Annotated in this window: 23 protein-coding genes; 13 read left to right on the top strand and 10 right to left on the bottom strand. The window is 65.7% G+C overall.

Annotated elements, in window-relative coordinates:
• Positions 1-25 precede the first annotated feature (25 nt).
• Complete coding sequence (otsA, locus tag EXV95_RS20085; protein ID WP_176888201.1) at positions 26-1,405, top strand: alpha,alpha-trehalose-phosphate synthase (UDP-forming); 1,380 nt, start codon at positions 26-28, stop codon at positions 1,403-1,405.
• A gap of 38 nt (positions 1,406-1,443) precedes the next feature.
• On the opposite strand, the gene EXV95_RS20080 is transcribed toward otsA, so the two are convergent.
• Entirely contained in the window at positions 1,444-1,638 is a 195-nt protein-coding gene (locus tag EXV95_RS20080; RefSeq protein ID WP_176888200.1) for a DUF2905 domain-containing protein, read from the bottom strand.
• 128 nt (positions 1,639-1,766) lie between these two features.
• Between EXV95_RS20080 and EXV95_RS20075 the strand changes: the two genes are divergently transcribed.
• Together EXV95_RS20075 and eutC are read left to right on the top strand one after the other, a co-directional pair.
• Positions 1,767-3,182, top strand: a complete 1,416-nt coding sequence (locus EXV95_RS20075; protein WP_176888199.1) for an ethanolamine ammonia-lyase subunit EutB — start codon at positions 1,767-1,769, stop codon at positions 3,180-3,182.
• Positions 3,179-3,991: an ethanolamine ammonia-lyase subunit EutC gene (gene eutC, locus EXV95_RS20070; protein WP_176888198.1), complete on the top strand. Its 813-nt coding sequence runs from the start codon at positions 3,179-3,181 to the stop codon at positions 3,989-3,991. The genes EXV95_RS20075 and eutC overlap by 4 nt, the downstream gene beginning before the upstream one ends.
• Before the next feature lie 104 nt (positions 3,992-4,095).
• On the opposite strand, the gene EXV95_RS20065 is transcribed toward eutC, so the two are convergent.
• Positions 4,096-5,214, bottom strand: coding sequence for a class I SAM-dependent methyltransferase (locus EXV95_RS20065; RefSeq protein WP_176888197.1), 1,119 nt, complete (start codon positions 5,212-5,214; stop codon positions 4,096-4,098).
• A gap of 15 nt (positions 5,215-5,229) precedes the next feature.
• On the opposite strand from EXV95_RS20065, the gene EXV95_RS20060 reads away from it, so the two are divergent.
• The 6 genes from EXV95_RS20060 to EXV95_RS20035 are packed head-to-tail and all read left to right on the top strand — an operon-like array spanning position 5,230 to position 9,902.
• On the top strand, positions 5,230-6,015 hold the full coding sequence (locus EXV95_RS20060) for an SDR family oxidoreductase (RefSeq protein WP_176888196.1): 786 nt from the start codon (positions 5,230-5,232) through the stop codon (positions 6,013-6,015).
• Positions 6,016-6,041: 26 nt separating this feature from the next.
• Positions 6,042-6,413, top strand: a complete 372-nt coding sequence (locus EXV95_RS20055; protein ID WP_176888195.1) for a dihydroneopterin aldolase — start codon at positions 6,042-6,044, stop codon at positions 6,411-6,413.
• Positions 6,414-6,417: 4 nt separating this feature from the next.
• Positions 6,418-7,386, top strand: a complete 969-nt coding sequence (gene ttcA, locus EXV95_RS20050) for a tRNA 2-thiocytidine(32) synthetase TtcA (RefSeq protein ID WP_176888194.1) — start codon at positions 6,418-6,420, stop codon at positions 7,384-7,386.
• A gap of 55 nt (positions 7,387-7,441) precedes the next feature.
• Entirely contained in the window at positions 7,442-8,059 is a 618-nt protein-coding gene (locus EXV95_RS20045) for a DUF4136 domain-containing protein (RefSeq protein ID WP_176888193.1), read from the top strand.
• A gap of 51 nt (positions 8,060-8,110) precedes the next feature.
• On the top strand, positions 8,111-8,752 hold the full coding sequence (locus tag EXV95_RS20040; protein ID WP_176888192.1) for a histidine phosphatase family protein: 642 nt from the start codon (positions 8,111-8,113) through the stop codon (positions 8,750-8,752).
• The gene (locus EXV95_RS20035; protein ID WP_176889125.1) at positions 8,736-9,902 is read left to right on the top strand and encodes a DSD1 family PLP-dependent enzyme; all 1,167 of its coding nucleotides are present in this window, start codon (positions 8,736-8,738) and stop codon (positions 9,900-9,902) included. Before EXV95_RS20040 ends, EXV95_RS20035 begins: the two co-directional genes overlap by 17 nt.
• Before the next feature lie 20 nt (positions 9,903-9,922).
• Here EXV95_RS20035 and EXV95_RS20030 read toward each other — a convergent pair whose 3' ends face one another.
• Together EXV95_RS20030 and EXV95_RS20025 are read right to left on the bottom strand one after the other, a co-directional pair.
• Positions 9,923-10,327: a hypothetical protein gene (locus tag EXV95_RS20030; RefSeq protein WP_055396404.1), complete on the bottom strand. Its 405-nt coding sequence runs from the start codon at positions 10,325-10,327 to the stop codon at positions 9,923-9,925.
• A gap of 26 nt (positions 10,328-10,353) precedes the next feature.
• Complete coding sequence (locus EXV95_RS20025) at positions 10,354-11,739, bottom strand: ATP-binding cassette domain-containing protein (RefSeq protein WP_176888191.1); 1,386 nt, start codon at positions 11,737-11,739, stop codon at positions 10,354-10,356.
• Positions 11,740-12,076: 337 nt separating this feature from the next.
• Between EXV95_RS20025 and EXV95_RS20020 the strand changes: the two genes are divergently transcribed.
• A complete protein-coding gene (locus EXV95_RS20020) occupies positions 12,077-13,921 on the top strand; it encodes a lysoplasmalogenase family protein (RefSeq protein ID WP_255484816.1) in 1,845 nt (614 codons plus the stop codon).
• A 106-nt stretch (positions 13,922-14,027) separates the two neighbouring features.
• Here EXV95_RS20020 and EXV95_RS20015 read toward each other — a convergent pair whose 3' ends face one another.
• The 6 genes from EXV95_RS20015 to ruvA all read right to left on the bottom strand — a co-directional run bounded on the left by EXV95_RS20015 (position 14,028) and on the right by ruvA (position 20,973).
• On the bottom strand, positions 14,028-14,765 hold the full coding sequence (locus tag EXV95_RS20015) for an ABC transporter ATP-binding protein (protein WP_176888190.1): 738 nt from the start codon (positions 14,763-14,765) through the stop codon (positions 14,028-14,030).
• Positions 14,765-16,003 (bottom strand): FtsX-like permease family protein, encoded by a 1,239-nt coding sequence (locus EXV95_RS20010; protein WP_176888189.1) that lies wholly within the window; start codon positions 16,001-16,003, stop codon positions 14,765-14,767. The genes EXV95_RS20015 and EXV95_RS20010 overlap by 1 nt, the downstream gene beginning before the upstream one ends.
• A 10-nt stretch (positions 16,004-16,013) precedes the next feature.
• Positions 16,014-17,300: an efflux RND transporter periplasmic adaptor subunit gene (locus EXV95_RS20005; protein ID WP_176888188.1), complete on the bottom strand. Its 1,287-nt coding sequence runs from the start codon at positions 17,298-17,300 to the stop codon at positions 16,014-16,016.
• Positions 17,301-17,335: 35 nt separating this feature from the next.
• Positions 17,336-18,394, bottom strand: a complete 1,059-nt coding sequence (gene ruvB, locus EXV95_RS20000; protein WP_055396394.1) for a Holliday junction branch migration DNA helicase RuvB — start codon at positions 18,392-18,394, stop codon at positions 17,336-17,338.
• Positions 18,395-18,403: 9 nt separating this feature from the next.
• On the bottom strand, positions 18,404-20,326 hold the full coding sequence (locus tag EXV95_RS19995; protein WP_255484815.1) for a trypsin-like peptidase domain-containing protein: 1,923 nt from the start codon (positions 20,324-20,326) through the stop codon (positions 18,404-18,406).
• Between the two features lie 71 nt (positions 20,327-20,397).
• Positions 20,398-20,973 (bottom strand): Holliday junction branch migration protein RuvA, encoded by a 576-nt coding sequence (gene ruvA, locus EXV95_RS19990; protein ID WP_176888187.1) that lies wholly within the window; start codon positions 20,971-20,973, stop codon positions 20,398-20,400.
• Between the two features lie 47 nt (positions 20,974-21,020).
• Between ruvA and EXV95_RS19985 the strand changes: the two genes are divergently transcribed.
• The 3 genes from EXV95_RS19985 (at position 21,021) to EXV95_RS19975 (ending at position 24,481) form a co-directional block, all read left to right on the top strand.
• The gene (locus EXV95_RS19985; protein ID WP_176888186.1) at positions 21,021-21,977 is read left to right on the top strand and encodes a PhoH family protein; all 957 of its coding nucleotides are present in this window, start codon (positions 21,021-21,023) and stop codon (positions 21,975-21,977) included.
• Positions 21,978-22,040: 63 nt separating this feature from the next.
• Positions 22,041-22,505: an rRNA maturation RNase YbeY gene (gene ybeY / locus EXV95_RS19980; RefSeq protein WP_176888185.1), complete on the top strand. Its 465-nt coding sequence runs from the start codon at positions 22,041-22,043 to the stop codon at positions 22,503-22,505.
• Between the two features lie 149 nt (positions 22,506-22,654).
• Complete coding sequence (locus EXV95_RS19975; protein ID WP_176888184.1) at positions 22,655-24,481, top strand: integrin; 1,827 nt, start codon at positions 22,655-22,657, stop codon at positions 24,479-24,481.
• The last annotated feature ends 52 nt before the right edge of the window (positions 24,482-24,533 follow it).

Below are 24,533 nucleotides of genomic sequence, written 5' to 3'. Positions count from 1 at the left end.
GGCGATCCACAACGATGATGAACCCATGAGTCGTCTTGTTGTCATCTCCAACCGCCTTGCAGACCCCCGAAAACCCGCCGCCGGCGGCCTGGCCGTCGCCCTGGGCGAAGCCCTGAACCAGACCGGGGGCCTCTGGTTCGGCTGGAGCGGCACTGTGGTCGAAGGCGGCACACCCGGTGAGGGCGAACTGCACACCCGGCAGGCAGGTGCCGTCACCCTGGCCACCGTGGACCTGTGCCGCGAAGACCACGACAGCTACTACCACGGCTACAGCAACAGCGTGCTCTGGCCGGTGTTCCATTACCGCCTGGACCTGGCCGACTTCAACGCCAGCTATATCGCGGGCTACCGCCGCGTGAACCAGATGTTTGCGCGCAAGCTGCTGCCCCTGCTGCGCGACGACGATGTGATCTGGGTGCACGACTACCACCTGATCCCGCTGGCGGCCGAGCTGCGGGCCATGGGCTGCAAGCAGCGCATCGGGTTCTTTCTGCACATTCCCATGCCGCCACCGCTCATCATGGCGGCCATCCCGCAGCACGAGTGGCTCATGCGCTCGCTGTTTGCCTACGACCTCGTGGGCCTGCAGAGCGAGGCCGATGTGTCGCATTTCACACGCTATGTGCGCAACGAAGGCAGCGCGGAAGAAGTGGACGAAAAGCGCGTGCGCGCCTTTGGAGCCACCGTGGTGGTGCAGTCCTTTCCCATCGGCATCGATGTGGACGAATTCACGCGCCTCACGCACGCACCCGACGCGGTGGAAACCTACGAGAACATGCGCGCTGAGTATTCACGCAGGCGCCTGCTGCTGGGCATCGACCGGCTCGACTACTCCAAAGGCATCCCGCACCGCGTACGCGCGTTCCGCGAGCTGCTGGACCGGTATCCGGAAAACCGCGACAGCGCCACGCTCATCATGATCGCCTCGCCCACGCGCGACGACGTCAACGCCTATGCCGACCTGCGCCAGGAGCTGGAAGGTCTGTGTGGCTCTGTCAACGGCGACTATGGCGAACTGGACTGGATGCCCGTGCGCTACATCCACCGCATGGTGGCCCGCAAGCGGGTTCCGGGCCTGTGCCGCGCCGCCGCCGTGGGGCTGGTCACGCCACTGCGCGACGGCATGAACCTGGTGGCCAAGGAGTACGTGGTGGCGCAAGACCCGGACGACCCGGGCGTGCTGGTGTTGTCACGCTTTGCCGGTGCGGCCGAGCAGCTGAAAGAAGCGCTGCTGGTGAACCCCTACGACACCCAGGGCATGGCCGACAGCATCCAGCAGGCATTGCAGATGCCGCTGGTGGAGCGGCAGGCGCGCCATCAAAAGCTGATGGCCCGTATACGCCAGCACGATGTGCACTGGTGGCGCAAGGCGTTCTTGAACGCGCTGCAAACGGCTGGCGAATAGGCTGGCGAACAAATAGCAGATTCAGCCGATCGATCGGTTCAAAGCCATTTGACCAACAGGCTGACCACGAAGCTCAGCAACAATGTGGAAGCCAGCGGGACATCCCAGTCCCGCCCCAGCCACCGGAACCGCAGATCGCCTGGCAGCCGCCCGAACCCGATGCGCCGCAGGACGGGCGACAGCCAGCTGATGAACATCAGGGCCAGAAAGATGACGAGGAGCCAGCGGATCATGGTGGGCCAAGTGTAGGCGTGCTGGCGCACAATCCGCCGGATGAGCGGTTGCGAGCCCCTCGCGGCCACAACCGGCATGGCCTTTGCTTGACTTCACAAAGGCATTCACCAAGGCGGCACCACACCACATGGCAGGCAGCGACCACATCACCCTGGGCGGCGAACGCTGGCACTTTGCGGGCTTGCGCGACCTGCTGGCCAAGGCATCTCCCCTGCGCTCGGGAGACGCACTGGCAGGGGTGGCCGCCACGTCGGCCGTGGAACGCATGGCCGCGCGCCTGTGCTTGGCCGACGTGCCACTGCGCCGGTTTTTGAACGAGGCGCTCATCCCGTACGAAAACGACGAGGTCACCCGCCTCATCATCGACACGCACGACGCCGCCGCATTTGCACCCATCGCGCACCTCACGGTAGGAGACTTTCGCAACTGGCTGCTGGCGCATGAAGCCGACAGCGCCACCCTGGCCGCCGTGGCCCCCGGCATCACGCCCGAGATGGCAGCGGCCGTGAGCAAGCTCATGCGCAACCAGGATTTGATCGCCGTGGCGCGCAAGTGCCGCGTGGTCACGCGGTTTCGCGACACCATCGGCCTGCCCGGCCACCTGGCCGTTCGGCTGCAGCCCAACCATCCCACAGACGACCTGCGCGGCATCGCGGCGTCGATGATCGACGGCCTGCTGTACGGCGCGGGCGACGCGGTGATTGGTGTGAACCCGGCCACTGACAGCATCGCCGCCCTGACGGGGCTGGTGCACATGCTGGGCGATGTGATCGAGCGGCTGCAGATCCCTACGCAGTCGTGTGTGCTCACGCATGTGACCAACACCATCCAGATGGTGGAGCAAGGCGCGCCGGTGGACCTGGTCTTCCAGTCGATTGCGGGCACCGAGGCGGCCAACGCGAGCTTTGGCATTTCGCTGGCGCTGCTCCAAGAAGCGCGCGAGGCTGCACTGTCCCTACGGCGCGGAAAAGACTTTGGCGATGGCGTGGGCGACAACGTGATGTATTTCGAGACCGGCCAGGGTAGCGCCCTGTCGGCCAACGCGCACCATGGCGTGGACCAGCAAACCTGCGAGGCGCGGGCGTATGGCGTCGCCCGCGCGTTTGCGCCGCTGCTGACCAACACGGTGGTCGGCTTCATCGGCCCGGAATACCTGTACGACGGCAAGCAAATCATCCGCGCGGGCCTGGAAGACCACTTCTGCGGCAAGCTGCTGGGCGTGCCGCTGGGCTGTGATGTCTGCTACACCAACCACGCCGAGGCCGACTCGGACGACATGGACACGCTGATGACGCTGCTGGGCACGGCGGGCCTGACTTTCATCATGGGCGTGCCGGGGGCGGACGACATCATGCTCAACTACCAGAGTACTTCGTTCCACGACGCGCTGTATCTGCGCGAGGTGCTGGGCCTGCAGTGCGCACCCGAGTTTGGCGCCTGGCTGCAGCGCATGCACATCACCGATGCAGGCGGACGCCTGCTGCCTGCCCACGATCAACACCCGGCGCTGGCACAGATGCGGCAATGGAGGCTGGGCGCATGACACACGAACCAGCGCCACACGGCATCCCTCCCGACCCCTGGGAGGACCTGCGCGCCCACACCCAGGCGCGCCTGGCCCTGGGGCGTGCGGGCGCAGCCCTGCCCACGGCCGAGCTGCTGCGTTTTGGCCTGGCCCATGCGCAGGCGCGCGATGCCGTGCACATCCCGCTGGACGCCGAAGCGCTGGCCACCCAGCTGCAGGCCCAGGGCTGCGCGACGCTCCCCGTGCACAGCGCCGCCACCGACCGCGCCACCTACCTGTTGCGCCCCGACCTGGGCCGTCGCCTCTGCGACGCCGATGCGCAGGCGCTGCGGGAGTCCTCTGCAAACGGAACCACTCCCATCGACCTGCTGCTGGTCGTGGCCGACGGCCTCTCGTCCCTGGCTGTGGCGCGGCAGGCGCCACCGCTCATCGACGCGATTCGCCAACAGGCTCCCGCCGGCTGGCAGCTGGGCCCCGTGGTCATTGCCCAGCAGGCTCGCGTGGCGCTGGGTGACGAGGTGGGCGCACTGCTGGGCGCGCGCCTGGTGGCGGTGCTGATCGGCGAGCGGCCGGGCCTCAGCTCGCCCGACAGCCTGGGCATCTACCTCACCTGGCACCCGCATGTGGGGCGCAACGATGCGCAGCGCAACTGCATCTCCAACGTGCGGCCCGAGGGCCTGCCCCCGGCCGCCGCCGCTGCACGCCTGTGGTGGCTGTGCCAGGAGGCGCGGCAACTGGGGCTGACGGGGGTGGGGCTGAAGGACCGCAGCGATGGGATGACGCTGGTGGCGGGGAGCTCCCACCAGATCTCCGACCGTTCAGACTGAACCTGAACCGGCCGAAGCCAAGGCAACTTCAAGCAAAATTCGGCTCTAGCGCTTGTCTACCAAGCGCCTGCGGCTATCTTTCTCGAAGCACACGAATACCTGGATCACAACCGGTGCGACCGGTCCCCGTGCGCAAACCCCACGGGTTCCCAGGGCTCGCCTGCCCCCACGGCCAGCACCTTGAACAGCTCGCCCATCTCGTGTTCCATGATCAATTTGGCCGCTGTCGCCCGCTGGGCTTGCGGTAGTTGCTCCATTTTTGGGAGTAAACCACAGTTGATGAGGAAATGCGCCTGCGTGGTGTAGCCCAGCACATTCAGGCCCGCCTCTTGCGCGGCCAGCGCCATGGCGGTGAAGTTGACGTGCGCGGTGATGTCTTTGAGCCCCACCGCCACCAGCGGGTCGCCATCGGCCAGGTGGCCCTGGTGGCACATCACGGTGCCCATGTGGCGCTGGGGGTGGTAGTACTCGTCTTCGCCAAAACCGTAGTCCAGCAGGAAAGCCGCACCGCGCGTGAGCCGGTCGGCCAGCATGCGCATGAAGCCTTCCCCCTGGGCGTGGATCTCGGTCAGGTAGTCCTGCGGGCCTTCGATATCGATGGGCGGGCGCAGAGCCGTGGGGCGGTCGCCCCAGGCGAAGCGGCCGTCGGCGTCCACCACCACGCCGCGCTCATGCCACACACCGCCCTGCTGACCGCCGTGGCGGGCAAGCAGTTGCACGGGCATGGCATCGAGCACCTCGTTGCCCACCACCACGCCACTGAATTTCTTAGGCAAGGCATCCACCCAGCGCAACTTATGGGCGTGGGCTACCAGCTTGGCCTGCTGGCGCGCGCGCAGGCTGCCCGACAGATCGACGATGGTGTAGCGCTGCACCTGATCGCCCAACGCATCCAGCAACTGCAGCGCCAGCGCGCCGGAGCCCGCGCCAAACTCCCAGACCTCGTCGGTCCCGGTCTGCGCCAGCGCCTCGCCCACCTGCACGGCCAGCGTCTGGCCGAACAGTGGGGTCATCTCGGGCGCGGTCACAAAGTCGCTGCCGGACTCGGGCATGGCGCCGAATTTGGTGGAATCGTTGGCGTAGTAACCCAGGCCGGGCGTGTACAAGGCCAAGGCCATGAAGCGGTCAAAACCCAGCCATCCGCCCTCGGCGGCAATGGCCCGGGTGATGTGCTGGTGCAGGGCGGTCGTTAAACTGTCGGGTCTTTGGGTCACGGCCCGCATTGTCTCCCAGCCCACATGACCCCACCCACCCATCCACGCACCGTTCTGGTCACAGGCGCCGCCAAACGCCTGGGCCGCAGCATTGCGCTGGCCCTGGCGGCAGGCGGCTGGCAGGTGGCGGTGCACTACCGCTCGTCGGAGCAGGACGCTATCGATACAGTAGCTGCTTGCGCACAACTGACAAGCGCTAGCGCCCATTTTGATGCTGATTTTGAGGACGAGGCCTCCGTGCGTGGCCTGCTGCCCCGCGTGGTGGCGCACTTTGGCCGTGTGGATGCGGTGGTGAACAGCGCCTCGCTGTTCGAGCACGACAACGCCGCCACCTTCGGCTTTGCCGCGCTCGAAAAACACCTGCGCAGCAACACCGCCGCTCCCGTGCTGCTGGCCCAGGCGCTGCACCAGCATGTGGCCGACCGCGTTGCCCAGGGCGAGGCCGATGCACAAGGCGCCGTGGTCAACCTGCTCGACCAGAAGCTCTGGAACCAGAACCCCGATTTTGTGAGCTACACGCTCTCCAAGGCTGCACTCGAAGCTGCGGGCACCATGCTGGCCATCGCCCTGGCGCCGCGCGTGCGCGTGGTGGGCGTGGCGCCGGGCCTCACGCTGACCAGCCACATGCTCACCGACGAAAAGTTTGCCCAGTTGCACTCCCTCAGCCCCCTGGGCCGCTCGTCCACCGCCGAGGACGTGGCGAGTGCGGTGAAGTTTGCGCTGGAGAACCGGTCGATGACCGGCACCACGCTGCTGGTCGACGGTGGCCAGCATCTGATGAAGTTTGACCGCGATTTCTCTTTGATGTGAGCGCACGCTCACTCCAGGACCTATTCATGACCACCGCTGCAGGCACCCAGATCCTCACGCTCACCGGTTTGCGCTTTGACGCCAACCTGGGCATCCTCGACCACGAAAAGACCGACCCCCAGCCCATCCAGGTCGATGCCGAACTGAGCCTGGGCGTGCAGCCGCTGGCCCCGCGCGACGACGACATCGGCCATGTGCTGGACTACCGCCGCGTGCGCCAGATCATCATCGACGAGTGCACGGCCGAGCACCTGAACCTGCTGGAGAGCCTGATCGGCAAGCTGGCCAACCGCCTCATGCAGCTGCCCGGCGTGCTGGGCGTGCGGGTGAAGATTGCCAAACTCGAAATTTTTGACGACTGCGAAGTGGCCATTCGCATCGAGACAGGACAGTGGTGACCCTATGAGCGCAGTATTGAATGAAGCCCCAACCTCCGCCCAATCCACTGGCTGGACGGAGGAAAGCACCGAGGCCACCAGCGGCGCCGCCCGCATGAAGATCGAGCGCGAAACCCACAAGCTCGAAAAGCGCCTGTGCCGCGAGGTCGGCAAGGCCATCGTGGACTTCAACATGATCGAAGAAGGCGACAAGGTGATGGTGTGCATGTCCGGCGGCAAGGACAGCTACGCCCTGCTGGACATCCTGCTCAAGCTCAAGGCCCGCGCGCCCATCCACTTTGACCTGGTGGCCGTGAACCTTGACCAGAAGCAGCCGGGCTTCCCTGAGCATGTGCTGCCCGAGTACCTGGCCAGCACCGGCGTGCCCTTCCACATCGAGAACGAAGACACCTACAGCATCGTCAAGAAGCTGATCCCCGAGGGCAAAACCACCTGCAGCCTGTGCAGCCGCCTGCGCCGGGGCATTCTGTACCGCGTGGCCGATGAGCTGGGCTGCACAAAAATTGCGCTGGGCCACCACCGCGACGACATTTTGCAAACGCTGCTGCTCAACATGTTCTTTGGCGGCAAGATGAAGAGCATGCCCCCCAAGCTGGTCAGCGACGACGGCAAGCATGTGGTGATCCGCCCGCTGGCCTACGTGGCCGAGAAAGACACCGCCCGCTGGGCAGCGCACCGCAACTTCCCCATCATCCCGTGCAACCTGTGCGGCAGCCAGGAGAACCTGCAGCGCAAGCAGGTGGGCGAGATGCTGCGCGAGTGGGAAAAGCGCTTCCCCGGCCGCGTGGAGAACATGTTCAACGCGCTGCAGAACGTGGTGCCCTCTCACCTGCTGGACGGCAGCCTGTACGACTTCAAGAACGCCAAGGCCACGGGCATCGCCAGCGAAGACGGCGACAAGGCGTTTGACAAGGAAGAGTTTGTGGCGCCCTCGCCATCGCTGCCCGGCGTGCAGGTGGTGCAACTGTCGTGAACCCTGGCAAGCTGGGGCACTCTCATGGAGACTTCTTTTTCTGGAGCGTCTGACCATGACAACGCAACGCCGATGGATTCCCCTTCTTGTACTGGGCTTGGCAACCGCCTTGCTCGCAGGCTGCAGCACCACCCGCGTGGTCGACGGGCAAGTACAGAGCTTCTCAACCCTGGCGGCCGCGCCTGCACCTGCGACCTACCGCATCGAACGCCTGCCTTCGCAGCAAACCCCATCGTTTGACGCCATCGCCGCACTGGCAGAACAGTCCCTGGCACGCGCCGGCCTGCAACGCGACGATGCCGCGCCCCGCCTGCGGGTGCAACTGGGCGTGCAGGCTGACACGGTGCCGCGCAACGATCCTTTCAGCCCCTACGGGCCCTACGGTGCGTATGGCCCCGGCCCTTGGGGCGTGGGTGGCTGGTATGGCCGAGGCTGGGGCGTGCATGGCATGTGGCGCTTTGGCGAGCCCACGCCCCTGCACCGCCGCGCCGTCAGCATCGTGATGCGCGATGCCAACACCCAGGCGGTGGTGTACGAAACCTCGGCCGTGCACGAAGATGTGTGGGTGAGTGACCCGGCCGTCTATGGGGTGCTGTTTGACGCTGCACTCGATGGCTTTCCAAAGCCACCCCAGGGCCCTCGACAGGTGCGCCTGCCCCTGGCGCAAAAATGAAACATCCCCCTGAGCGGCTGCGAGCTAAATCCAACGCCATCGAAAACTGACATGCACGCCACCCGCATCATTGCCATCCGCCACGGCGAAACCGCCTGGAACGTGGACACCCGCATCCAGGGCCACCTGGACATTCCGCTCAACAACACGGGGCTGTGGCAGGCCGATCAGGTCGCCCAGGCACTGGTGGGTGAACCGATTGCCGCCATCTACACCAGCGACCTGCAGCGCGCGCACGCCACGGCCCAGGCCGTGGCCCGCACCACGGGCGCGCCTTTGGTGACCGATACCGGCCTGCGCGAACGTAGTTTTGGCCACTTTCAGGGCCGCACGTTCGCCGAGATCGAGGCCGAGCTGCCCGAAGACGCGCTGCGCTGGCGCAAGCGCGACCCGCACTACACCCCCGAAGGTGGCGAGTCGCTCGTCGCGCTGCGCGAGCGCATCGAACACACCGTGACCGTCCTGGCGCAGCAGCATGTGGGCGAGCAGGTGGTGATGGTGGCGCACGGCGGCGTGCTCGATGTGTTGTACCGCCTGGCCACGCGCCAGGACATCCAGGCGCCGCGCACCTGGCAACTCGCGAACGCCGCCATCAACCGCCTGCTGTGGACGCCTGACGGCCTTACCCTCGTCGGCTGGGCAGACACCCAACACCTTGACCAAATCGTCCTGCGCGATGAAACCCACGCCTGAATTGCAATCTACCGTCGGCCAACGCGTGGACCTGATCGACACCCCCGCTCTGGTGGTGGACCTGGACGCCATGGACCGCAATATCCAGCGCATGGCCGACTTTGCGCGCAAGCACCAGGTGCGCTGGCGCCCCCACGCCAAGCTGCACAAGAGTGCCGAACTCGCACTGCTGCAACAACGCGCAGGCGCCCAGGGCGTGTGCGTGCAGAAGGTGGCCGAGGCCGAGGCGCTGGCGGCCGGTGGGGTGGATGACATCACCATCACCAACCAGGTCATTGCCATGCCCAAGCTGCACCGCGTGGCGCGGCTGGCCGCCCAGCTGGCGGCACGCGGCGGGCGCCTGGGCGTGGCCGTGGACCACATCGACGGCATTGAGCGCCTGGCCGAAGCCATGGCGCAATCCGGCAGCGATGCGGGCATCGACGTGCTGGTGGAGATCGACGTAGGCCAGGGCCGCTGCGGCGTGCCACCGGGCGAAGCCGCCGTGCCACTGGCGCTGGCCGTGTCGCGCAGCCCCCGCCTGCGGTTTGCGGGCCTGCAGGCCTACCATGGGCGCGCCCAGCACCTGGCCAGCAGCGTGGGCCGGCGCGAGACCATCGCCGCCGTGGTGCGCGCTGCCGACCACACACGCCAGCTCATCGAAGCCGCCGGGCTGCCCGTGCCGCTGGTCACCGGATCAGGCACCGGCACCCTCGTGCACGAGGCTGCCAGCGGCGTGTTTGGCGAGCTGCAGGCGGGCTCGTTCTTGTTCATGGATGCCGACTACGCCCGCAACGAGCGTGAACCGGCACAACCCGCGTTTGAACACGCGCTGTACGTCAAGACCCAGGTGGTGTCGGTGCGCGACACCCACGCCGTGTGCGACGCAGGCCACAAGAGCCACGCCATCGACTCTGGCCTGCCCACCGTGGCACTGCTGCCCGCCGACCGCACCCTGCGCTACGCCAACGGCGGCGACGAACACGGCCTGCTGTATGCCGACGCGCCCGACGCCCGCCTGCCCAGCCTGGGCCACATGCTGTGGCTCATCCCGGGCCATTGCGACCCGACGGTGAACCTGCACGACTTTTTGATCGGCGTGCGCGGCGGTTTGGCGACGGGTACGGTGGAGCGCATCATCCGGGTGGATGCACGCGGAGCCCTGAGCTAAAGCACGCGCGCTGGACGGGCTTAAAACGCCGCCTCTAGCGTCGGCATCGTCAGGCGCGCCTTGGTCAAGGCCATGCCCAGGTTGGCAGTCTTGCGGCAGACGAAGACGGCCACGTATTCGGGGTTGGTCTTGCCACGCAGGAAGACGTGAATCAGGTTCTCGCTGTTGACGATGATTTCCTGAAAATAGTGGAAGCCGTCGTCCTCCAGCCCACGCGCTTTTTTGAACATCCGCTCGATCATGCTCACATTGGGGCCATTGAACATGTCGGCCGTGGCAGCGGCGAGCAGGTCGATGACCTGCTGTGGGTGAGAGTCCACCGTTTTCAGGGACAACAGCATGCCCGATGCCACGTCCACGTAACCGGCCGCCACGCACTCCGGAACAGAGGCGGCTGCATTGCTCAGCGCTACTTCAAAACTCATCGCAGTTTTCCTTCTTTTGTTGTCGTTTACACAATTTTTTGGAGGATGACGTCCTCATAGCGCTGCAGAAACTCCTCCTGCTCGGCGCTTTGTACGTAGTGCGCGTCCAGCAGGCGCACGCGGCGCAGGGCTTCTTGGGCGGTCAGCCCTTCGCGAATCCACCAGGCAGTCAACACCGTGCCAGTGCGCCCGCGCCCGGCCAGGCAATGGACGGCCAGCACCTCACCCTGCGCCATGAGCGTCTCCATGCGCTTGAGCAGCATCTGGATTTGCCCGAGGCTGGGAGCCTCGTGGTCACGGATGGGCAGGTGCAGGTTGGCCAGGCCATGGCGCTTGAGCGCATCCTGCGGCAGATCGCGTTCGGTGAGGGTGATCAGGCGGCTGATGCCCATGCGCTTGAGCGCTGCCAGGTCATGGTCCATGTCGTTCACCACCCCGGGCAGCGGGGTACCCGCAAGCCGACCAGGCTCCAACCACGCAAAGCCATGGGGCGCTCCAGCGGTGGAAGCCGCAGCCGCGCTGCGGGCAGGAGCCGCGTTACCGTTCGTGGGCTGCTGCGCACCAGTGGATGGGACAGGCAGCGTGGCGAGCACGCGGGCGGGCAGATGGCCCAGGTCCGGCGGCGGCATCACGCCCTCTGCCAACATGGCCGGGTCGGCGTCGGGCGCTGGCACGGCGCAGCTGCCGGTACGCACAAATTGCTGGCCCGCTGCGGACACGGGCGAAGACAGAAACTCCTCCATGCCACGCGCCTCTTGCACCCGCCCACCTGCCAGCAGCGCCATGCGGTCGGCCAGGCTGGCGGCATGGCGCTGGTTGTGCAGAACCACCAGCAGCGTGCTGGTGCGGGCCACTTCACGCAGCAGTTCCAGCAGCACATAGGCGTCATAGTCCGAGAGATCAGCCGTGGGCTCATCCACCATCAGGAGCGCTGGCTCGGCCACGGCTTCGCGCAAGATGGCCACGGCCCTTTGCAGCACGGGTGGCAGCTCCAGCGTGGGCTGGTCGAACAGGGCTGCCAGCTCAGGCACGCCCATGCGCTGGACCAGCTCAGTGCACCAGGCTCGCACCTCGGCGGGCGAGCGGCCCAGGCGTTCACGCACCGGGTCGGCCAAGGCATGGAACACGGTCGCCGCCATGAGCTTGGCGTTTTGCTGCACCAGGCGCGGACGGTTGCCCTCACCCAGCGGCCTTCCTTCGTACTCAACGCTGCCCCATTCGGTGAAGCGCGGATGGTCGGCGTACCGCCCGGCCAGGGCGTGCAGCAAGGTGGACTTGCCAGCGCCAGACGGGCCCAGCAGTGCAGTGATGCTGCCGCGTGGCAGCATCAGGTCAATATCTACCAGGACCACCTTGGCGCCAAAAGCTGCGCCAAAGCCCGCTGCCTTCAGGCAATGCGCGCTGCTGTTCATGTGTCTTGTTGGGGGGTTGCGCCTGTCTGCGGCGAAAGTCTGCGGACAGAAGGGCGGGTCAGCTTGCACTGACGAAAGAACGAAAGGGCCACCCGAGAGGGGCCAGCGGAGACTTCTATTTTACGGAATGGTAAGGATCAAACTTGCTCGCCTTTTGCGCTCGGGGGCGGATCATGGCACGCGCAGCTTTCGCCCAGCTTAACGGCCGTGCCACCTTGCAACTGGCGCCGTGGCACATGGGCACCAACCGAGCCACGCCTGCAAGGCGTGGAAACTCCGATCTTTCGACCCGTTCTTTCCCTAATCCCTCCCCGACCCGGCATACCGACAATGCGGCATGAGCCCCAGCCAGATCATTGTCCTTGCGACCCCCGTCTTCTTTTTGCTGATCGCCATCGAACTGGCGGTGGGCTACAGAAGGCAGCGCAACACCTACCGGCTGGCCGATGCGGTCAGCAGCATCAGCCTCGGTATGCTCAGCCAGACCAGCGCGGTTTTCACCCGGCTGCTGCGCATTGGCATCTACACGGCCCTGTTCGAGCACGTGGCGCTGTGGCGCAATGACACGTTCTGGACCAGCCTGCCCGGCTGGCTGCTGGCGCTGGTGTTCTACGACCTGTGCTACTACTGGCTGCACCGCATGGGGCACGAGTCGGCCGTGTTGTGGGCCGCGCACGCGGTGCACCACCAGAGCCAGGACTACAACCTCTCCACCGCGCTGCGCCAGACCAGCTCGGGCGCGCTGCTGGGCTGGATCTTTTATGTGCCCATGGCACTGGCGGGCGTGCCGCCGCTGGTGTTTGCAGTGGTGGCGCTCATCGACCTGCTCTACCAGTTCTGGGTGCACACCGAGCAGGTGGGCAAGCTCGGCTGGTTTGACCGCTGGTTCTGCAGCCCCAGCAACCACCGGGTGCACCATGCAGTGAACGACGCCTACCTGGACAAGAACTACGGCGGCATTCTGATCCTGTGGGACCGGCTCTTTGGCACCTTCAAGGACGAAGACGACCAGGAGAAGTGTGTGTACGGCACGCGCGGCCTGCTGAACAGCTGGGACCCGCTCTGGGCCAACGCGCAGGTGTATGCGGGGCTGGCACATGACAGCTGGCACGCGCGCAGCTGGCTCGACAAGCTCAAGGTCTGGGTCAAGCCTCCGGGCTGGCGGCCTGCCGATGTGGCAGAGCGCTTTCCCAAGCCCGCCTTCAGCATGGCACAGATGCAGCTGTACCACCCGCCGATGTCGCGCGCCGCGCAGTGGTTTGCGCTGGTGCAGTTCGCGCTGCTGCTGGCGGGCGTGGCGGCTTTTCTCTGGCAGGCAGATGCGGCGCCGCTGGCGCGCAACGCCATCTGGTTTGCAGTGCTGCTGACGGTGCAATGGTCGCTGGGCGCAGTGATGCAGGGACGTATCACCGTGCTGATGGCGCTGATGCTGCAAAGCGGCGCGCTGGCCACCGCCACCAGCGCGCTGGGGTTCATGGAATGGCATTGGCTGTTCAAGCCGCTGACGATGGTTTTTGCTCTTGTTTTGGTAGCTTTTAGCGCTTATCCAACAAGCGCTAGAGGACAATTTAACCCAAAGATCCTGCTTCTCCTCGCGGCCGCGCTGGCCGGATCGCTGGCCGGGGATGTGTTCCTCATGTTCCAGGGCTTCTTCATCCCGGGCCTGGTGAGTTTTCTGGTGGCACATCTGTTCTATGTGGCGCTGTTCAAAAGCGGGCAGGCGTGGTTTCCGCACCGGGGTGCGCTGGCCGCCACACTGGGCATTGGCGTGGCCATGTACGCCTTTCTGTGGGCGGGTGGCCTGCCACCTGCACTGCGCGCGCCGGTGGCGGCCTATGTGCTGGTGATCGCGCTGATGGCGGCTCAGGCCATCGGCCGGGCGACGGTGCTGCGCGATGCACCGTCGCTGCTGGTAGCGGTCGGCGCCGGGTTTTTCATGCTCAGCGACTCACTGCTGGCCACCAACCGGTTTGTGATGCCGTTGCCGATGGCGCAGGTCTGGGTGCTGGCCACGTACTATGCGGCGCAGGCGCTGATCGTCAGTGGATGGCTGGCCAGCAAAACCCCGGTGCCTCCCACCGCAGTGCAGCGAACGGGCGCGTCCGGAGAAGAGGGCCGCACGCACATGGCTCGGGACAAGACCCCGAACGTCGCCCCAGGGACGGCAACACGCTCCTCCTGAGCACCTGTGTGTTCTGTGCGATGGTTTTTTAGCCAGAATGGCCTTCAGCGCTTCAGTATCAAGCGCGAATAGCTACCTATTTGATAGCAAATCACCTGCCTGCAGCTTACCCACTGGGCGCAGGCTCCACGCCCACAGTGATGGCCTCGTCGCGGGCAATCCGGCCGTCGATCAGCTCCACCAGCCGGTCGCAGCGCGCGGCCAGGCGCGGGTCGTGCGTGACCACGACAAAACTCGTGCCCCGCTCGGCATGGATATGGCGCAGCAGGGCAAACACTTCGGCAGAGGACGCGGTGTCGAGGTTGCCCGTGGGCTCATCGGCCAGCACCAGCGGCGGGTTCATGACCAGCGCGCGCGCAATGGCCACGCGCTGCTGCATGCCGCCTGACAGCTCTGCGGGGCGCTTGTCCATGGCCTGGGCCAGGCCCACGGCGTCGAGCAGGCTGCGCGCGTGATCGCGATGGGCGGGGCTGACGCGGCCTTCGGCCATGAGGGCCGGCAGCGTCACGTTCTCCAGCGCCGAGAAAGCAGGCAGCAGGTGGTGGAATTGAAAGACAAAGCCCAGGGTGCTGCGCCGGCGCAGGGTGAGGGCTGCATCGTCCAGGCCCTGCACCGCCTCGCCGTCCAGCAGATAGCTGCCAGTCGTCATGCGTTCGAGCAAGCCCAGGATGTTGAGCAGCGTGCTCTTGCCCGAGCCCGAAGGCCCCATCAGCGCGATGAACTCGCCCCGGCGCACCTGCAGTTGGATGCCGTGCAGCACCTCGGCCTCGCTGGGGCGGCCCAGGTTGTAGCTTTTGCGCACGGCATCGAGCACGATCAGTTCGGGGGCGGCGGGTTGGTTCATCACATCCTGATGGCTTGCGCTGGGTCCAGCGCCGCTGCCCGCCGCGCAGGCGCCACGGCCGCCAGCACACCACACACCGAGGCAATGAGTGCAATCTGCAATGCCATGCCCAGCGGCAGCGCGATCGAAAACAACGGCAGGCCATCCGAGCCCCGCACAAAATGCGTGAACACCCAGATCAGCGCCACCGCCAGCAGCAGGCCCAGCACCGAGCCCAGCGTCCCCACCACGGCGCCCTGCACCAGAAACACGCGCAGCACCTGGCCCCGCGTGGCGCCCATGGCGCGCAGGATGCCGATCTCCCGGCCCTTTTGCACCACCGAGACCACCAGCACGCTGGCAATGCCCAGCACCACCACCGCCAGCACCACGCCCCGGATGATGGAGGTGCTGATGGACTGCGCATTGAGCGCTGACACCAGCTGGGCATTGCTCTCTTGCCAGCTCTCGATCTTGTAGGGGAATTGCGTTTGCAACTCGCGCGCCAGGGTCTGGGCCACCCACACATCTTTCAGGGTCAGGTCGAGCTGGCTGGCACCACCCGGCAGCGCCAGCAGGCTTTGCGCCGCGCGCAGCGGCACGATCACGGTGCGCCGGTTCAGGTCTTTCACCCCCAGGTCCACCAGCGCGGTGACGCGCACCGAATCACTCACCGTGCCGCCCGCGCCGCTGGTCTGCACGGTGAGGCGGTCTCCCACGCGCACGCCCAGGTCGGAGGCCAGCTCGCGCCCCACGATGGCCTCGCCCGGTGACAACCGCGCCGTGCCACTGACCACCTTGGAACGCAGCCCCACCACGCGGTCATAGCGGTCCAGGTCCACGCCCATCAGGGCAATGGCCTGCGATGCCTCGCCGCGCAGCGCCAGGCCTGAGCCGGACACCATGGGCGACACCCCGGCGACTTCGGGTAAGCGCTCCAGCAGCGGCACCAGCGCCTGCCAATTGGCCACGGACCGCAGGCGCTGGGCACGCGGTTGGGTTTCGGTCAGCGCAGCGGTGCCAGGCAAGGCAGGGGCTGCCGGTATGACCAGGTCGTCCGGCGCCCGCAGGGTGATGTGCGCCTGGGCGCCCAGTGTTTTGGCCAGGGTGTTCGACTGCAAGCCGCTGATTAGCGCCGAGATGTAGGCAATGACTGCCACACCTGCCGCCACGCCCACGATGATGAGCACGGTCTGCATGCGCCCCTCGCGCAGAAAGCGCAGCGCCACACGCAACTCGAAGCCGGGCCAGATCCACATGGCGGAGAGCTCAGCGGCCCATGGCGTTGGTCAGTGCGGAGCCTGCATCGCCCCCCGGGGTGGGGGAAACGGCGGTGGCCGCACCTGCGGACCAGGCCACCGTGCGGGCACGCACGCGGTCGCCCGCCTGCACGGCACCGCCCCGCAGCACGGTGTCGCCCTCGGCCAGGCCGTCCAGCACCTCCACAGCGTCCAGTGTGCGCAGCCCCAGCCGCACGGGGCGGGCCTGGGCGCGCCCCTCCTGCAACACCATCACCGTCGCCTGGTCACCCTCCACCGGGCCGCGCAGGGCCGCCTGGGGCAGTACCAGAGTACGCTCGCGCCGCGCAGTCTCTACCTCGACCGATAAGGTCATGTCCTCGCGCAGAAAGGCGGGGGCCTGCTGCTCCAGCGCAAACTTCACCTCGATGGCACCGCGCTGGGCATCCACCGAGGGTGCGATGGTGAGCACACGCGCTGCAAAGCGCTGGCCCGCAAAGGCATCGGCCACCACCGAGGCCTTTTGGCCCGGCAGCAACTGGTCCAGAAAACGTTCGTCCACCTGGGCCACCAGCTGGGTGGGCCCGGCCAGCGCCAGGCTGAGCAAGGCCTTGCCAGGCTGCACGATCTGCCCGGGCTCGACGTCGCGCACCAGCACGCGGGCATCGGCCGGGGATACCAGCGTGGCCTGTGCCAGGCGGGCCCGGGCCGCCACCGTGGCCGCCCGGGCCAGCGCCAGCTGCGCCTGCGCCTGGACCACGTCAGTGCCGGCATCGGCGTTGGCCTGGACCTGTGCCTGCGCGCTCAACTGCTGCGCCTGGGCCACATCGACGGCGCGCTGTGCCTCATCGAGCTGCGCGGCGCTGTAGAACCCCTGGGCCACCAGCTGCTGCACCCGCGCCAGACTGGCGCTGGCCGCTTGCAGGGTGGCGTTGGCCTGCGCGCGCGCTGCCTGTGCAGCGCTGCGGCCGCTACTGCGCAGACCCACCAGGCGGGACTGCGCCTGGCGCTCGGCCGCCACGGCCTGCGCCAGCGCCGCCGCGAGCTCGTCGGACTCCAGCTGCACCAGCACGTCGCCCCGGCGCACCTGCGCGCCTTCTGTCACTTGCACCTGGGCCACGCGGCCCGTGACGGTGCTGCCCACATCCACCCGCGACAACGTGGCCACGCGCGCCGAAAACTGCAGCGTGCGCACCAGCGGCGCCGACTGCACCAACAGGGCATCGACCTGCGGACCACGCAGCGCCATCACCCCGGTAAAGGCAGCCACCACCAGCACGACAGCGCCCAACGCAACAGCAAACCAGCGCCTATTCACAGATCTGCCCTGGTTGCCACGCGCTGTGCCTTCCGTCATTCAGAAAACAGCCCGCCAGCCGCCTTGGGCGGCGCCACCCCCAGGTGTCGGAACGCCGCCAGCGTGGCAATGCGCCCACGCGGCGTACGCTGCAAAAAGCCTTGCTGGATGAGGTAGGGCTCAATCACGTCTTCGATGGTGCCCGCCTCTTCCCCGATGCTGGCGGCAATGTTGTCCAGCCCCACGGGGCCGCCATCAAAGCGGTGGATGACCGCCTCCAGCAGCTTGCGGTCCATCACGTCAAAACCCTGTGGGTCCACATCCAGCATGGCCAGCGCCTTGTCGGCAATGGGTTTGGTGATGCGCCCGTCGCCCTTGACCTCGGCGTAGTCGCGCACGCGGCGCAGCAGCCGGTTGGCAATGCGCGGCGTACCGCGCGAGCGGCGGGCGATCTCGAAGCCGCCTTCTTCATCCATGGGCGCATTGAGCAGCCCCGCGCTGCGCTTGACAATGCGCGCCAGCTCTTCGGCTGTGTAGAACTCCAGCCGCGCCACGATGCCAAAGCGGTCGCGCAGCGGGTTGGTCAACATGCCCGCACGTGTGGTGGCGCCCACCAGCGTGAAGGGCTGCAGGTCGAGCTTGATGCTGCGCGCCGCAGGCCCCTCGCCGATCATGATGTCGATCTGGTAGTCCTCCAGCGCGGGGTAGAGGATTTCCTCCACCACAGGCGACAGGCGGTGGATCTCGTCAATGAAAAGAACGTCGTTCTTTTCGAGGTTGGTCAGCAGAGCCGCCAGGTCCTTGGGCTTTTCGAGCACAGGGCCACTGGTCTGGCGCAGGTTGACCCCCAGCTCAGCCGCAATGATGTGACTGAGCGTGGTCTTTCCCAGACCGGGCGGGCCAAACAGCAGCACATGGTCCAGCGCCTCGCCCCGCTTCCTCGCCGCGCCGATGAAAATCTCCAGCTGCTCGCGCGCCTTCGCCTGGCCCACGTACTCCTGCAGGAGCTTGGGGCGCAGCGCGCGCTCGATCGCCTCCTCCTGGGGCGACGCGGGCACGGCCGAGATGACGCGTTTTGCGGGGGCGGGGGCGAAGTCGTCGGTCTGGATGGTCATGCAGCGCGGTTACTTGTCCGCCCAGACATAGAAGCCAATACCTTCTTCAAGGTACTGCTGGCTCAGGTTGGCGTTGATGTAGTTGCGCTCCGCTGCACTGGTTGTGTAGAAGTAGGTGTTCGTGCTGCGGTTGAAGTAGCGGTAGACAGGCATAGCACCATTGCCCGGCGCAGCCTGACCCCACCATGCCGTGCCTTCCAGGGCCACAGTGGGGAATGCACGGACCAGCCCGTCGCGCTCTGCTGGGTTGGCCGTGTAGAGGTGCATCTTGCGCGCTAGGTCAACCAGACGGTATACGGGGAACAGGTTGGAGCCCTCAATAGGATACGCATAGAAGATCGGGCCTTCGTAGATGAAGCTCGATCCAAACTGGTTGATCAGGAGATCCCGCTCGCCAACATTGCTGGTGTAGAAATGCTCCAGGCCAGCGCTGTTGTAGAAGCGATAGACAGGCACCCGCCCTGTGGGGCCAGTGGGTGGCGTGGCAGACGACAGCCAGTTCTTGAGCGCTGCGTTGAACGCCACGTCAAAACGGCCATAGTAATCGGGGACCGTGGTGGCCGTGCAGCTAGAACCGCCGCCGTAGAGCGTACCGATCACGTGTGTGCCACCCTTGAACAAGGCCGAGCCACTGCTGCCACCTTCGGTGGTGCCCTGGGTCCAGTTCACGCGATAGTAGTTGCCCGTTGTGCCACTGCACTGGAACTGGGTTTCGCTGGTGGGAGCACAGGAAATCAGGCTGTTCAACGTACCCAGGCTGACCTTGAGCAGGTCGCCCCGGGGATGGTGCAGACCCACCACAGGTGTACTCAAAGCCTGGGTGCCCGCATCCCAACCGGCAAAGACGGCCCCTGCAGGAGGTGCGTCGTTCAGCTGCAGCAGGGCCATGTCCATGGCACCCGAGGCGTAGAGCAGCGATGCGCCGTTGACGCGCTGGATGGTGGCACTCGACAGGGTGCGGCTGTTACACGTTGGCGAACGGAAGAACCAGTCGGTCTGCAGCGAGGCGGCTTCGGACTGCTTGGAGATGCAGTGGTTGGCCGTCAAGAAATACGGCGTGCCCGAAGACCGGCTGTCGTTGAGCAATGTGCCCGTGCACAGATAGGTGTTGGCACCGGACGTGAACAACATGCGCGCCACGGCATTGCGCTCGGTCGCATAGGTGTCGTAGCAAGTGGCATCCAGGTGGCACGAAGCAGATTCGTTGATCTTGGTGGAGAGTTCTGCCTCCGTAGGGATCGACAGGTTCTCGAAGATGTGCGAGACGCGCGGCACCGAGATGTCCACCGTGCTGGCATCCGCACCGACTGGCAGTTCCAGCTCCAGCGTGGCCTCGTCCGATCCGGTATCGGGCGTCCACCAGGTCTGGCCGTCCAGGGTGGTGTCGCCAGCCTGCGCATTGCGCTCAATGCGCTGCAGCACTTCCTGGCCGGAAATCTGGAAGACCTTGGAGGCGTTGGCCTGGCTGTACACACGCAGCACTGTGCCTTGTGGCAGCGCCTTGACCACTACGCCCAGGCGCAATCCGTACGCACCTTCGGCAGAAAAACTGATAGCAGCCACCTTACCGCCGGTGGCGGTGGGCTTCCACTGCAACTGCTGCTGTGTCTGGGCTGCGGCGCGGGTGGCCACCACATCGCGCGCTGTACCCACCTGGCGTGGGCCAATACCGCCACCCAGCGAAGCCGTCTTGGAGGCCTCCAAGGCTCCCAGGCTCACCCGGGTAGGTGTGGGCGCTGTGAAAAGCGCGCTGCGGGATTTGATGTTCGAGACACCCTGGTCCACGCTGGCGGGCTGCACCCAGCCATCCACCATCAGCACAGAGGCCGCCTTTTGCACGCTGGCCTCGGTACCGCTTCCGCCGCATCCGGCCAACAAGGCAAGCGCCGCACTCCAGGCAACGCCCATCCGCCACATCATTCCATTTTTCATTTCTTTCCCTCGCTCCGGTCAAAACCGCCATTGAACACGAAAACAACTGCCGCAACAAACCCGCAAGTGCACTACCTGGCCAACGCCTTCAGCGCTAGTTTGATGCCATCGCTCACACCCACCTCTGGTGGCAGGGCCTTGAGGGCCGCCGCAGCCTCTTTGTCGTTGTAGCCCAAAGCCAACAGTGCCTGCAGAATGTCGGCCTGTGCGTCGCTGGCTGCTGGCCCGTGGGCAGCGCCCATGTCGGCCCCCAGCTTGCCCTTGAGCTCCAGCAACAGGCGCTCGGCCGTCTTCTTGCCAATGCCCGGCACCTTGACCAGGCGGCCCGCCTCCTGCAGCGTGATGGCCTGGGCCAGATCCGCCACGCCCATGCCGCTCAGGATGGACAGCGCGGTGCGCGGCCCCACGCCCGATATCTTGATCAGCTCGCGGAACGCCTGGCGCTCGGGCGCCGTGGCAAAGCCATACAGCAGCTGCGCGTCCTCGCGCACAATGAACTGGGTCAGCAGGATAACCTTTTCGCCCACAGCGGGCAGGTTGTAGAACGTGCTCATGGGCACATTCACCTCATAGCCCACGCCATGGCAGTCCAACAGCACCTCGGGGGGATTCTTCTCCAGCAGGGTGCCGGTCAATTTGCCTATCATTGATGTCCTTTGCCGCGCACTGCGGCGATCCAACCGGAATTATCCGCGTGATCCTGCGCCACACCTTCACCCCCCACAACAACACCCGGCTCACGCACCTGTGTGGCCCGGCCGACGCGCACCTGCGCACCATCGAAGTGGCCCTCTCGGTGAGCATTGCGCACCGGCACGAGCAGTTCAAGGTGGACGGCCCCAAAGCGAAGGCCACGCAGGCGATGGAGCTTTTGCAGGCGTTGTACGAGATGGCCGAACGCCCGATCACCGAGGACCACCTGCAGCTCATGCTGGCCGGGGACACCGCCCTGGTGGAGGCGCCCGAGGGCGCCATCGTGCTCAACACCCGCCGGGCCGACCTGCGCGGCCGCACGCCCACACAGAACCTGTACCTCGAAAACATTGCCAGCCACGACATCACCTTTGGCATCGGCCCTGCCGGCACCGGCAAGACCTATCTGGCCGTGGCCTGCGCCGTGGATGCGCTGGAACGCAGTGCCGTGCAGCGCATCGTGCTGACGCGCCCGGCCGTCGAGGCGGGCGAGCGCCTGGGCTTTCTGCCCGGCGATCTGGCGCAGAAGGTAGACCCCTACCTGCGCCCGCTGTACGACGCGCTGTACGAGCTGATGGGCTACGACAAGGTGATGAAAGCCTTCGAGCGCAATGCGCTGGAAATCGCGCCGCTGGCCTTCATGCGCGGGCGCACGCTGAACAACGCCTTCGTGATCCTGGACGAAGCGCAGAACACCACGCCCGAGCAGATGAAGATGTTCCTCACCCGCATCGGCTTTGGCGCCAAGGCCGTGGTCACGGGCGACGTGAGCCAAATCGACCTGCCCAAGGGGGCCATGAGCGGGCTGATCGATGCCGAGCGGGTACTCAAGCGGGTCAAGGGCATCTCCGTCACCCGCTTCACCACGGCCGACGTGGTGCGCCACCCGCTGGTCGCGCGCATCGTCGATGCCTACGACGCACCGCGCCGCGCCCCGGCTTCTCGCAGCCGAGACTAGAACTATTATTTTGATAGCTTTCAGTGCTTACCCATCCAGCGCTGGCGGCCAAAAACAGCAAAAATGTCTTTAAACCAACTCTCCCTGTCGCTGCAGTTCGGCAAGTTTGAAGGCGCGACCGCGCACCGCGCCGTGCTGCCACGCCACAAGGTCACCCGCTGGATTCGCCACGCGCTGGCCACCGATGCCGAGATCACCGTACGCATCGTGGGCGCCGAAGAAGGCCAGCAGCTCAACCGCGAGTACCGCAAGAAGGACTACGCCACCAACGTGCTCACCTTCGACTACACCCAGGAACCCGTGGTGACCGCCGACCTGGTGCTGTGCGCCCCGGTGATCGAGCGCGAAGCGAAGGAGCAAAACAAGAGCCTGGAAGAGCACTACGCCCACATGCTGGTGCACGGGGCGCTGCATGCGCAGGGTTGGGACCACGAGACCAGCGAGGAGGACGCGCAGGAGATGGAGACCTACGAGACGGACATCCTGCGCGAGCTGGGGTTTGAAGACCCTTACGCCACTGGGCCATAGCTCCTCTGTTGCGGGGGGCACTCAGCCCCAGTCTTTGGAACCCAGACCAACGCGCCCCCGGAAACAAAAGGTATCAGTTTCTTCTGTTCCCTCTTCTGTTCCTTTACCAGATGGTATAAAAGTTTCCAACTTTCAGGGAGTTGGGAATAATGCAATTACCAGATGTGAAGGCAAGGCGCATGCTGCTGCGCGCCTTTCAGTTCAGTTCAACGGGTGTTTTTGCTGCTTTGGCGATCAGCGCCTGTGGTGGAGGCAGTGGCGATGCGTCCCTGGACAAAGCAACCGCCCCCTCCGGCTTCTCGGTCAGCTACGACACCAAGGGCTATCTTTTCCACTGGGGCGCCACGGCAGGCGCCACACATTACGAACTGCTGGAGGACCCAGACGGCCTCGGCCCCTTGCCCGAAGCCCAGGTGGGTGGAGCCATCGCCCCCAACAGTTACGCGCACAGCCTGGCCGCACAACTGTTGTACGAGCGTGTGAACGCCAGCTACCGATTGCGCGCCTGCGATGCCAGCGGCTGCGGCGCTTTCACCAGCTCCGTGGTGCCCGACTTGACCCGTGCCATCGGGTACTTCCGGGCCAGCGCGCCTGCACCCCGCTGGTCCGGACGCTTCGGAACCCATGACTTCGGCAGGGGTGTGGCGTTATCGGCCGATGGCTCTACCCTGGCAATCGGTGCACCCGGGGACAGCAGCGCATCGCACGGCATCAATGGAGATCCGTCTCCATCCGAAGCGACCGACTATAGCGGCGCAGTCTACGTGTACGCCAGAGTCAACGGTCGGTGGGATCAGCAAGCCTATGTCAAGGCCAGCAACCAAGGCGGCAGTTTTGGTGCCACCGTGGCCCTTTCGGCGGACGGCAACACACTGGTCGCAGGCGCGCCCGCCGAATCGAGCAATGCGTCGGGGGTCAATGGCAATCAGGCCGACACATCCGTATTTGGGGCGGGGGCCGCCTATGTGTTCAGGCGCACAACGGGAACCTGGGCGCAACAGGCCTATATCAAACCCGTGCTGGAGGTGTTGCAACCCAGCACCTTTTTTGGGTCAGCCTTGGCCCTCTCGGCAGACGGCAAGACATTGGCCGTGGGGTCGCCCGGCGAATACAACGGTCTCAATACACCCAACCAGATCAACTTTGGGGGTGCGGTCCATGTGTACGCGCGCAACAACGACACATGGACCGTCCATAGCCGGGTCACTTCCAGCGAAGCCGAAGATAGTGACCGCTTTGGCACCCAATTGGCCATCTCGGGAGATGGGCAGACGCTGGCCGTCGGCGCCCCCCACAGAAAAGGCTTTCTGGCTCCAGATGCCCTCCACCCGAGTGGGCGGTATGTGAGCAGCGTGGGGGCGGCCTATGTCCTGACCCGCAATGGTGCAACCTGGACTCAGCAAGCAGCGTTGAAACCCCCGGTCATCGAATCCACCGCTTTCGGCACCGCGCTCGCACTGTCCACCGACGGAAACACGCTGGCGGTGGGCGCTCCTGGATATACCGATGCCGTCACGCCGCGCCCAGTTTCCCCTCCGGACACGGCTGCGCCGGGGACCGTGTACACATTCCACCGGCAGGTCGGCCAATGGAGCCAGCAGGCACTCCTAAAACCCGCCATCTCCGAAAAATTGGAGGGATTTGGCCGAACGCTCGCAATGTCGGCGGACGGCCGCACAGTGGCCGTGGGGGCCCCTGCGGAAATGAGCAAGGCCGTCGGCATCAATGGCGACCCAACGGACAACTCCGCAAGGCTCGCGGGCGCTGCCTACCTCTTCACGCAAAACGGCAACGCCTGGAGCCAGCGGGCCTACCTCAAGGCCAGTAACACGGCCAGCCACATTGATTTCAGCCAGGCCATAGCACTATCGGCAGATGGAAATACGCTTGCAATAGCCTCTCGATCAGAGGCCACCAGCGCAACAGACCCCAACACCGTTCAGCCTGGAACCGGCGGCTCGGTGTACCTGTATTGACGGCCTCTAGCGCGATGTACCCATAGGCACCCACTGACCCGGCGCGCAGAAA

The sequence above is a fragment of the Acidovorax sp. JMULE5 genome (assembly GCF_013376875.1).
Classification (GTDB): Bacteria; Pseudomonadota; Gammaproteobacteria; order Burkholderiales; family Burkholderiaceae_C; genus Acidovorax; species Acidovorax facilis.
Note: the sequence above shows the minus strand (reverse complement) of the source record. Positions and strands in the feature narration are given on the sequence as shown.

Excerpts from the sequence above, each read along its gene's own strand:
- EXV95_RS20060 (WP_176888196.1), top strand. The coding sequence starts at position 5,230 with ATGACCCCACCCACCCATCCACGCACCGTTCTGGTCACAGGCGCCGCC.
- ybeY (WP_176888185.1), top strand. The coding sequence starts at position 22,041 with ATGTCTTTAAACCAACTCTCCCTGTCGCTGCAGTTCGGCAAGTTTGAA.
- EXV95_RS19995 (WP_255484815.1), bottom strand. The coding sequence starts at position 20,326 with ATGAAAAATGGAATGATGTGGCGGATGGGCGTTGCCTGGAGTGCGGCG.
- EXV95_RS20035 (WP_176889125.1), top strand. The coding sequence starts at position 8,736 with ATGAAACCCACGCCTGAATTGCAATCTACCGTCGGCCAACGCGTGGAC.
- EXV95_RS20045 (WP_176888193.1), top strand. The coding sequence starts at position 7,442 with ATGACAACGCAACGCCGATGGATTCCCCTTCTTGTACTGGGCTTGGCA.
- EXV95_RS20065 (WP_176888197.1), bottom strand. The coding sequence starts at position 5,214 with ATGCGGGCCGTGACCCAAAGACCCGACAGTTTAACGACCGCCCTGCAC.
- ruvB (WP_055396394.1), bottom strand. The coding sequence starts at position 18,394 with ATGACCATCCAGACCGACGACTTCGCCCCCGCCCCCGCAAAACGCGTC.
- EXV95_RS20040 (WP_176888192.1), top strand. The coding sequence starts at position 8,111 with ATGCACGCCACCCGCATCATTGCCATCCGCCACGGCGAAACCGCCTGG.
- EXV95_RS20080 (WP_176888200.1), bottom strand. The coding sequence starts at position 1,638 with ATGATCCGCTGGCTCCTCGTCATCTTTCTGGCCCTGATGTTCATCAGC.
- EXV95_RS20030 (WP_055396404.1), bottom strand. The coding sequence starts at position 10,327 with ATGAGTTTTGAAGTAGCGCTGAGCAATGCAGCCGCCTCTGTTCCGGAG.
- ruvA (WP_176888187.1), bottom strand. The coding sequence starts at position 20,973 with ATGATAGGCAAATTGACCGGCACCCTGCTGGAGAAGAATCCCCCCGAG.
- EXV95_RS20015 (WP_176888190.1), bottom strand. The coding sequence starts at position 14,765 with ATGAACCAACCCGCCGCCCCCGAACTGATCGTGCTCGATGCCGTGCGC.
- EXV95_RS19975 (WP_176888184.1), top strand. The coding sequence starts at position 22,655 with ATGCAATTACCAGATGTGAAGGCAAGGCGCATGCTGCTGCGCGCCTTT.
- EXV95_RS20025 (WP_176888191.1), bottom strand. The coding sequence starts at position 11,739 with ATGAACAGCAGCGCGCATTGCCTGAAGGCAGCGGGCTTTGGCGCAGCT.
- ttcA (WP_176888194.1), top strand. The coding sequence starts at position 6,418 with ATGAGCGCAGTATTGAATGAAGCCCCAACCTCCGCCCAATCCACTGGC.
- otsA (WP_176888201.1), top strand. The coding sequence starts at position 26 with ATGAGTCGTCTTGTTGTCATCTCCAACCGCCTTGCAGACCCCCGAAAA.
- EXV95_RS20020 (WP_255484816.1), top strand. The coding sequence starts at position 12,077 with ATGAGCCCCAGCCAGATCATTGTCCTTGCGACCCCCGTCTTCTTTTTG.
- EXV95_RS20075 (WP_176888199.1), top strand. The coding sequence starts at position 1,767 with ATGGCAGGCAGCGACCACATCACCCTGGGCGGCGAACGCTGGCACTTT.
- EXV95_RS20010 (WP_176888189.1), bottom strand. The coding sequence starts at position 16,003 with ATGTGGATCTGGCCCGGCTTCGAGTTGCGTGTGGCGCTGCGCTTTCTG.
- eutC (WP_176888198.1), top strand. The coding sequence starts at position 3,179 with ATGACACACGAACCAGCGCCACACGGCATCCCTCCCGACCCCTGGGAG.
- EXV95_RS20055 (WP_176888195.1), top strand. The coding sequence starts at position 6,042 with ATGACCACCGCTGCAGGCACCCAGATCCTCACGCTCACCGGTTTGCGC.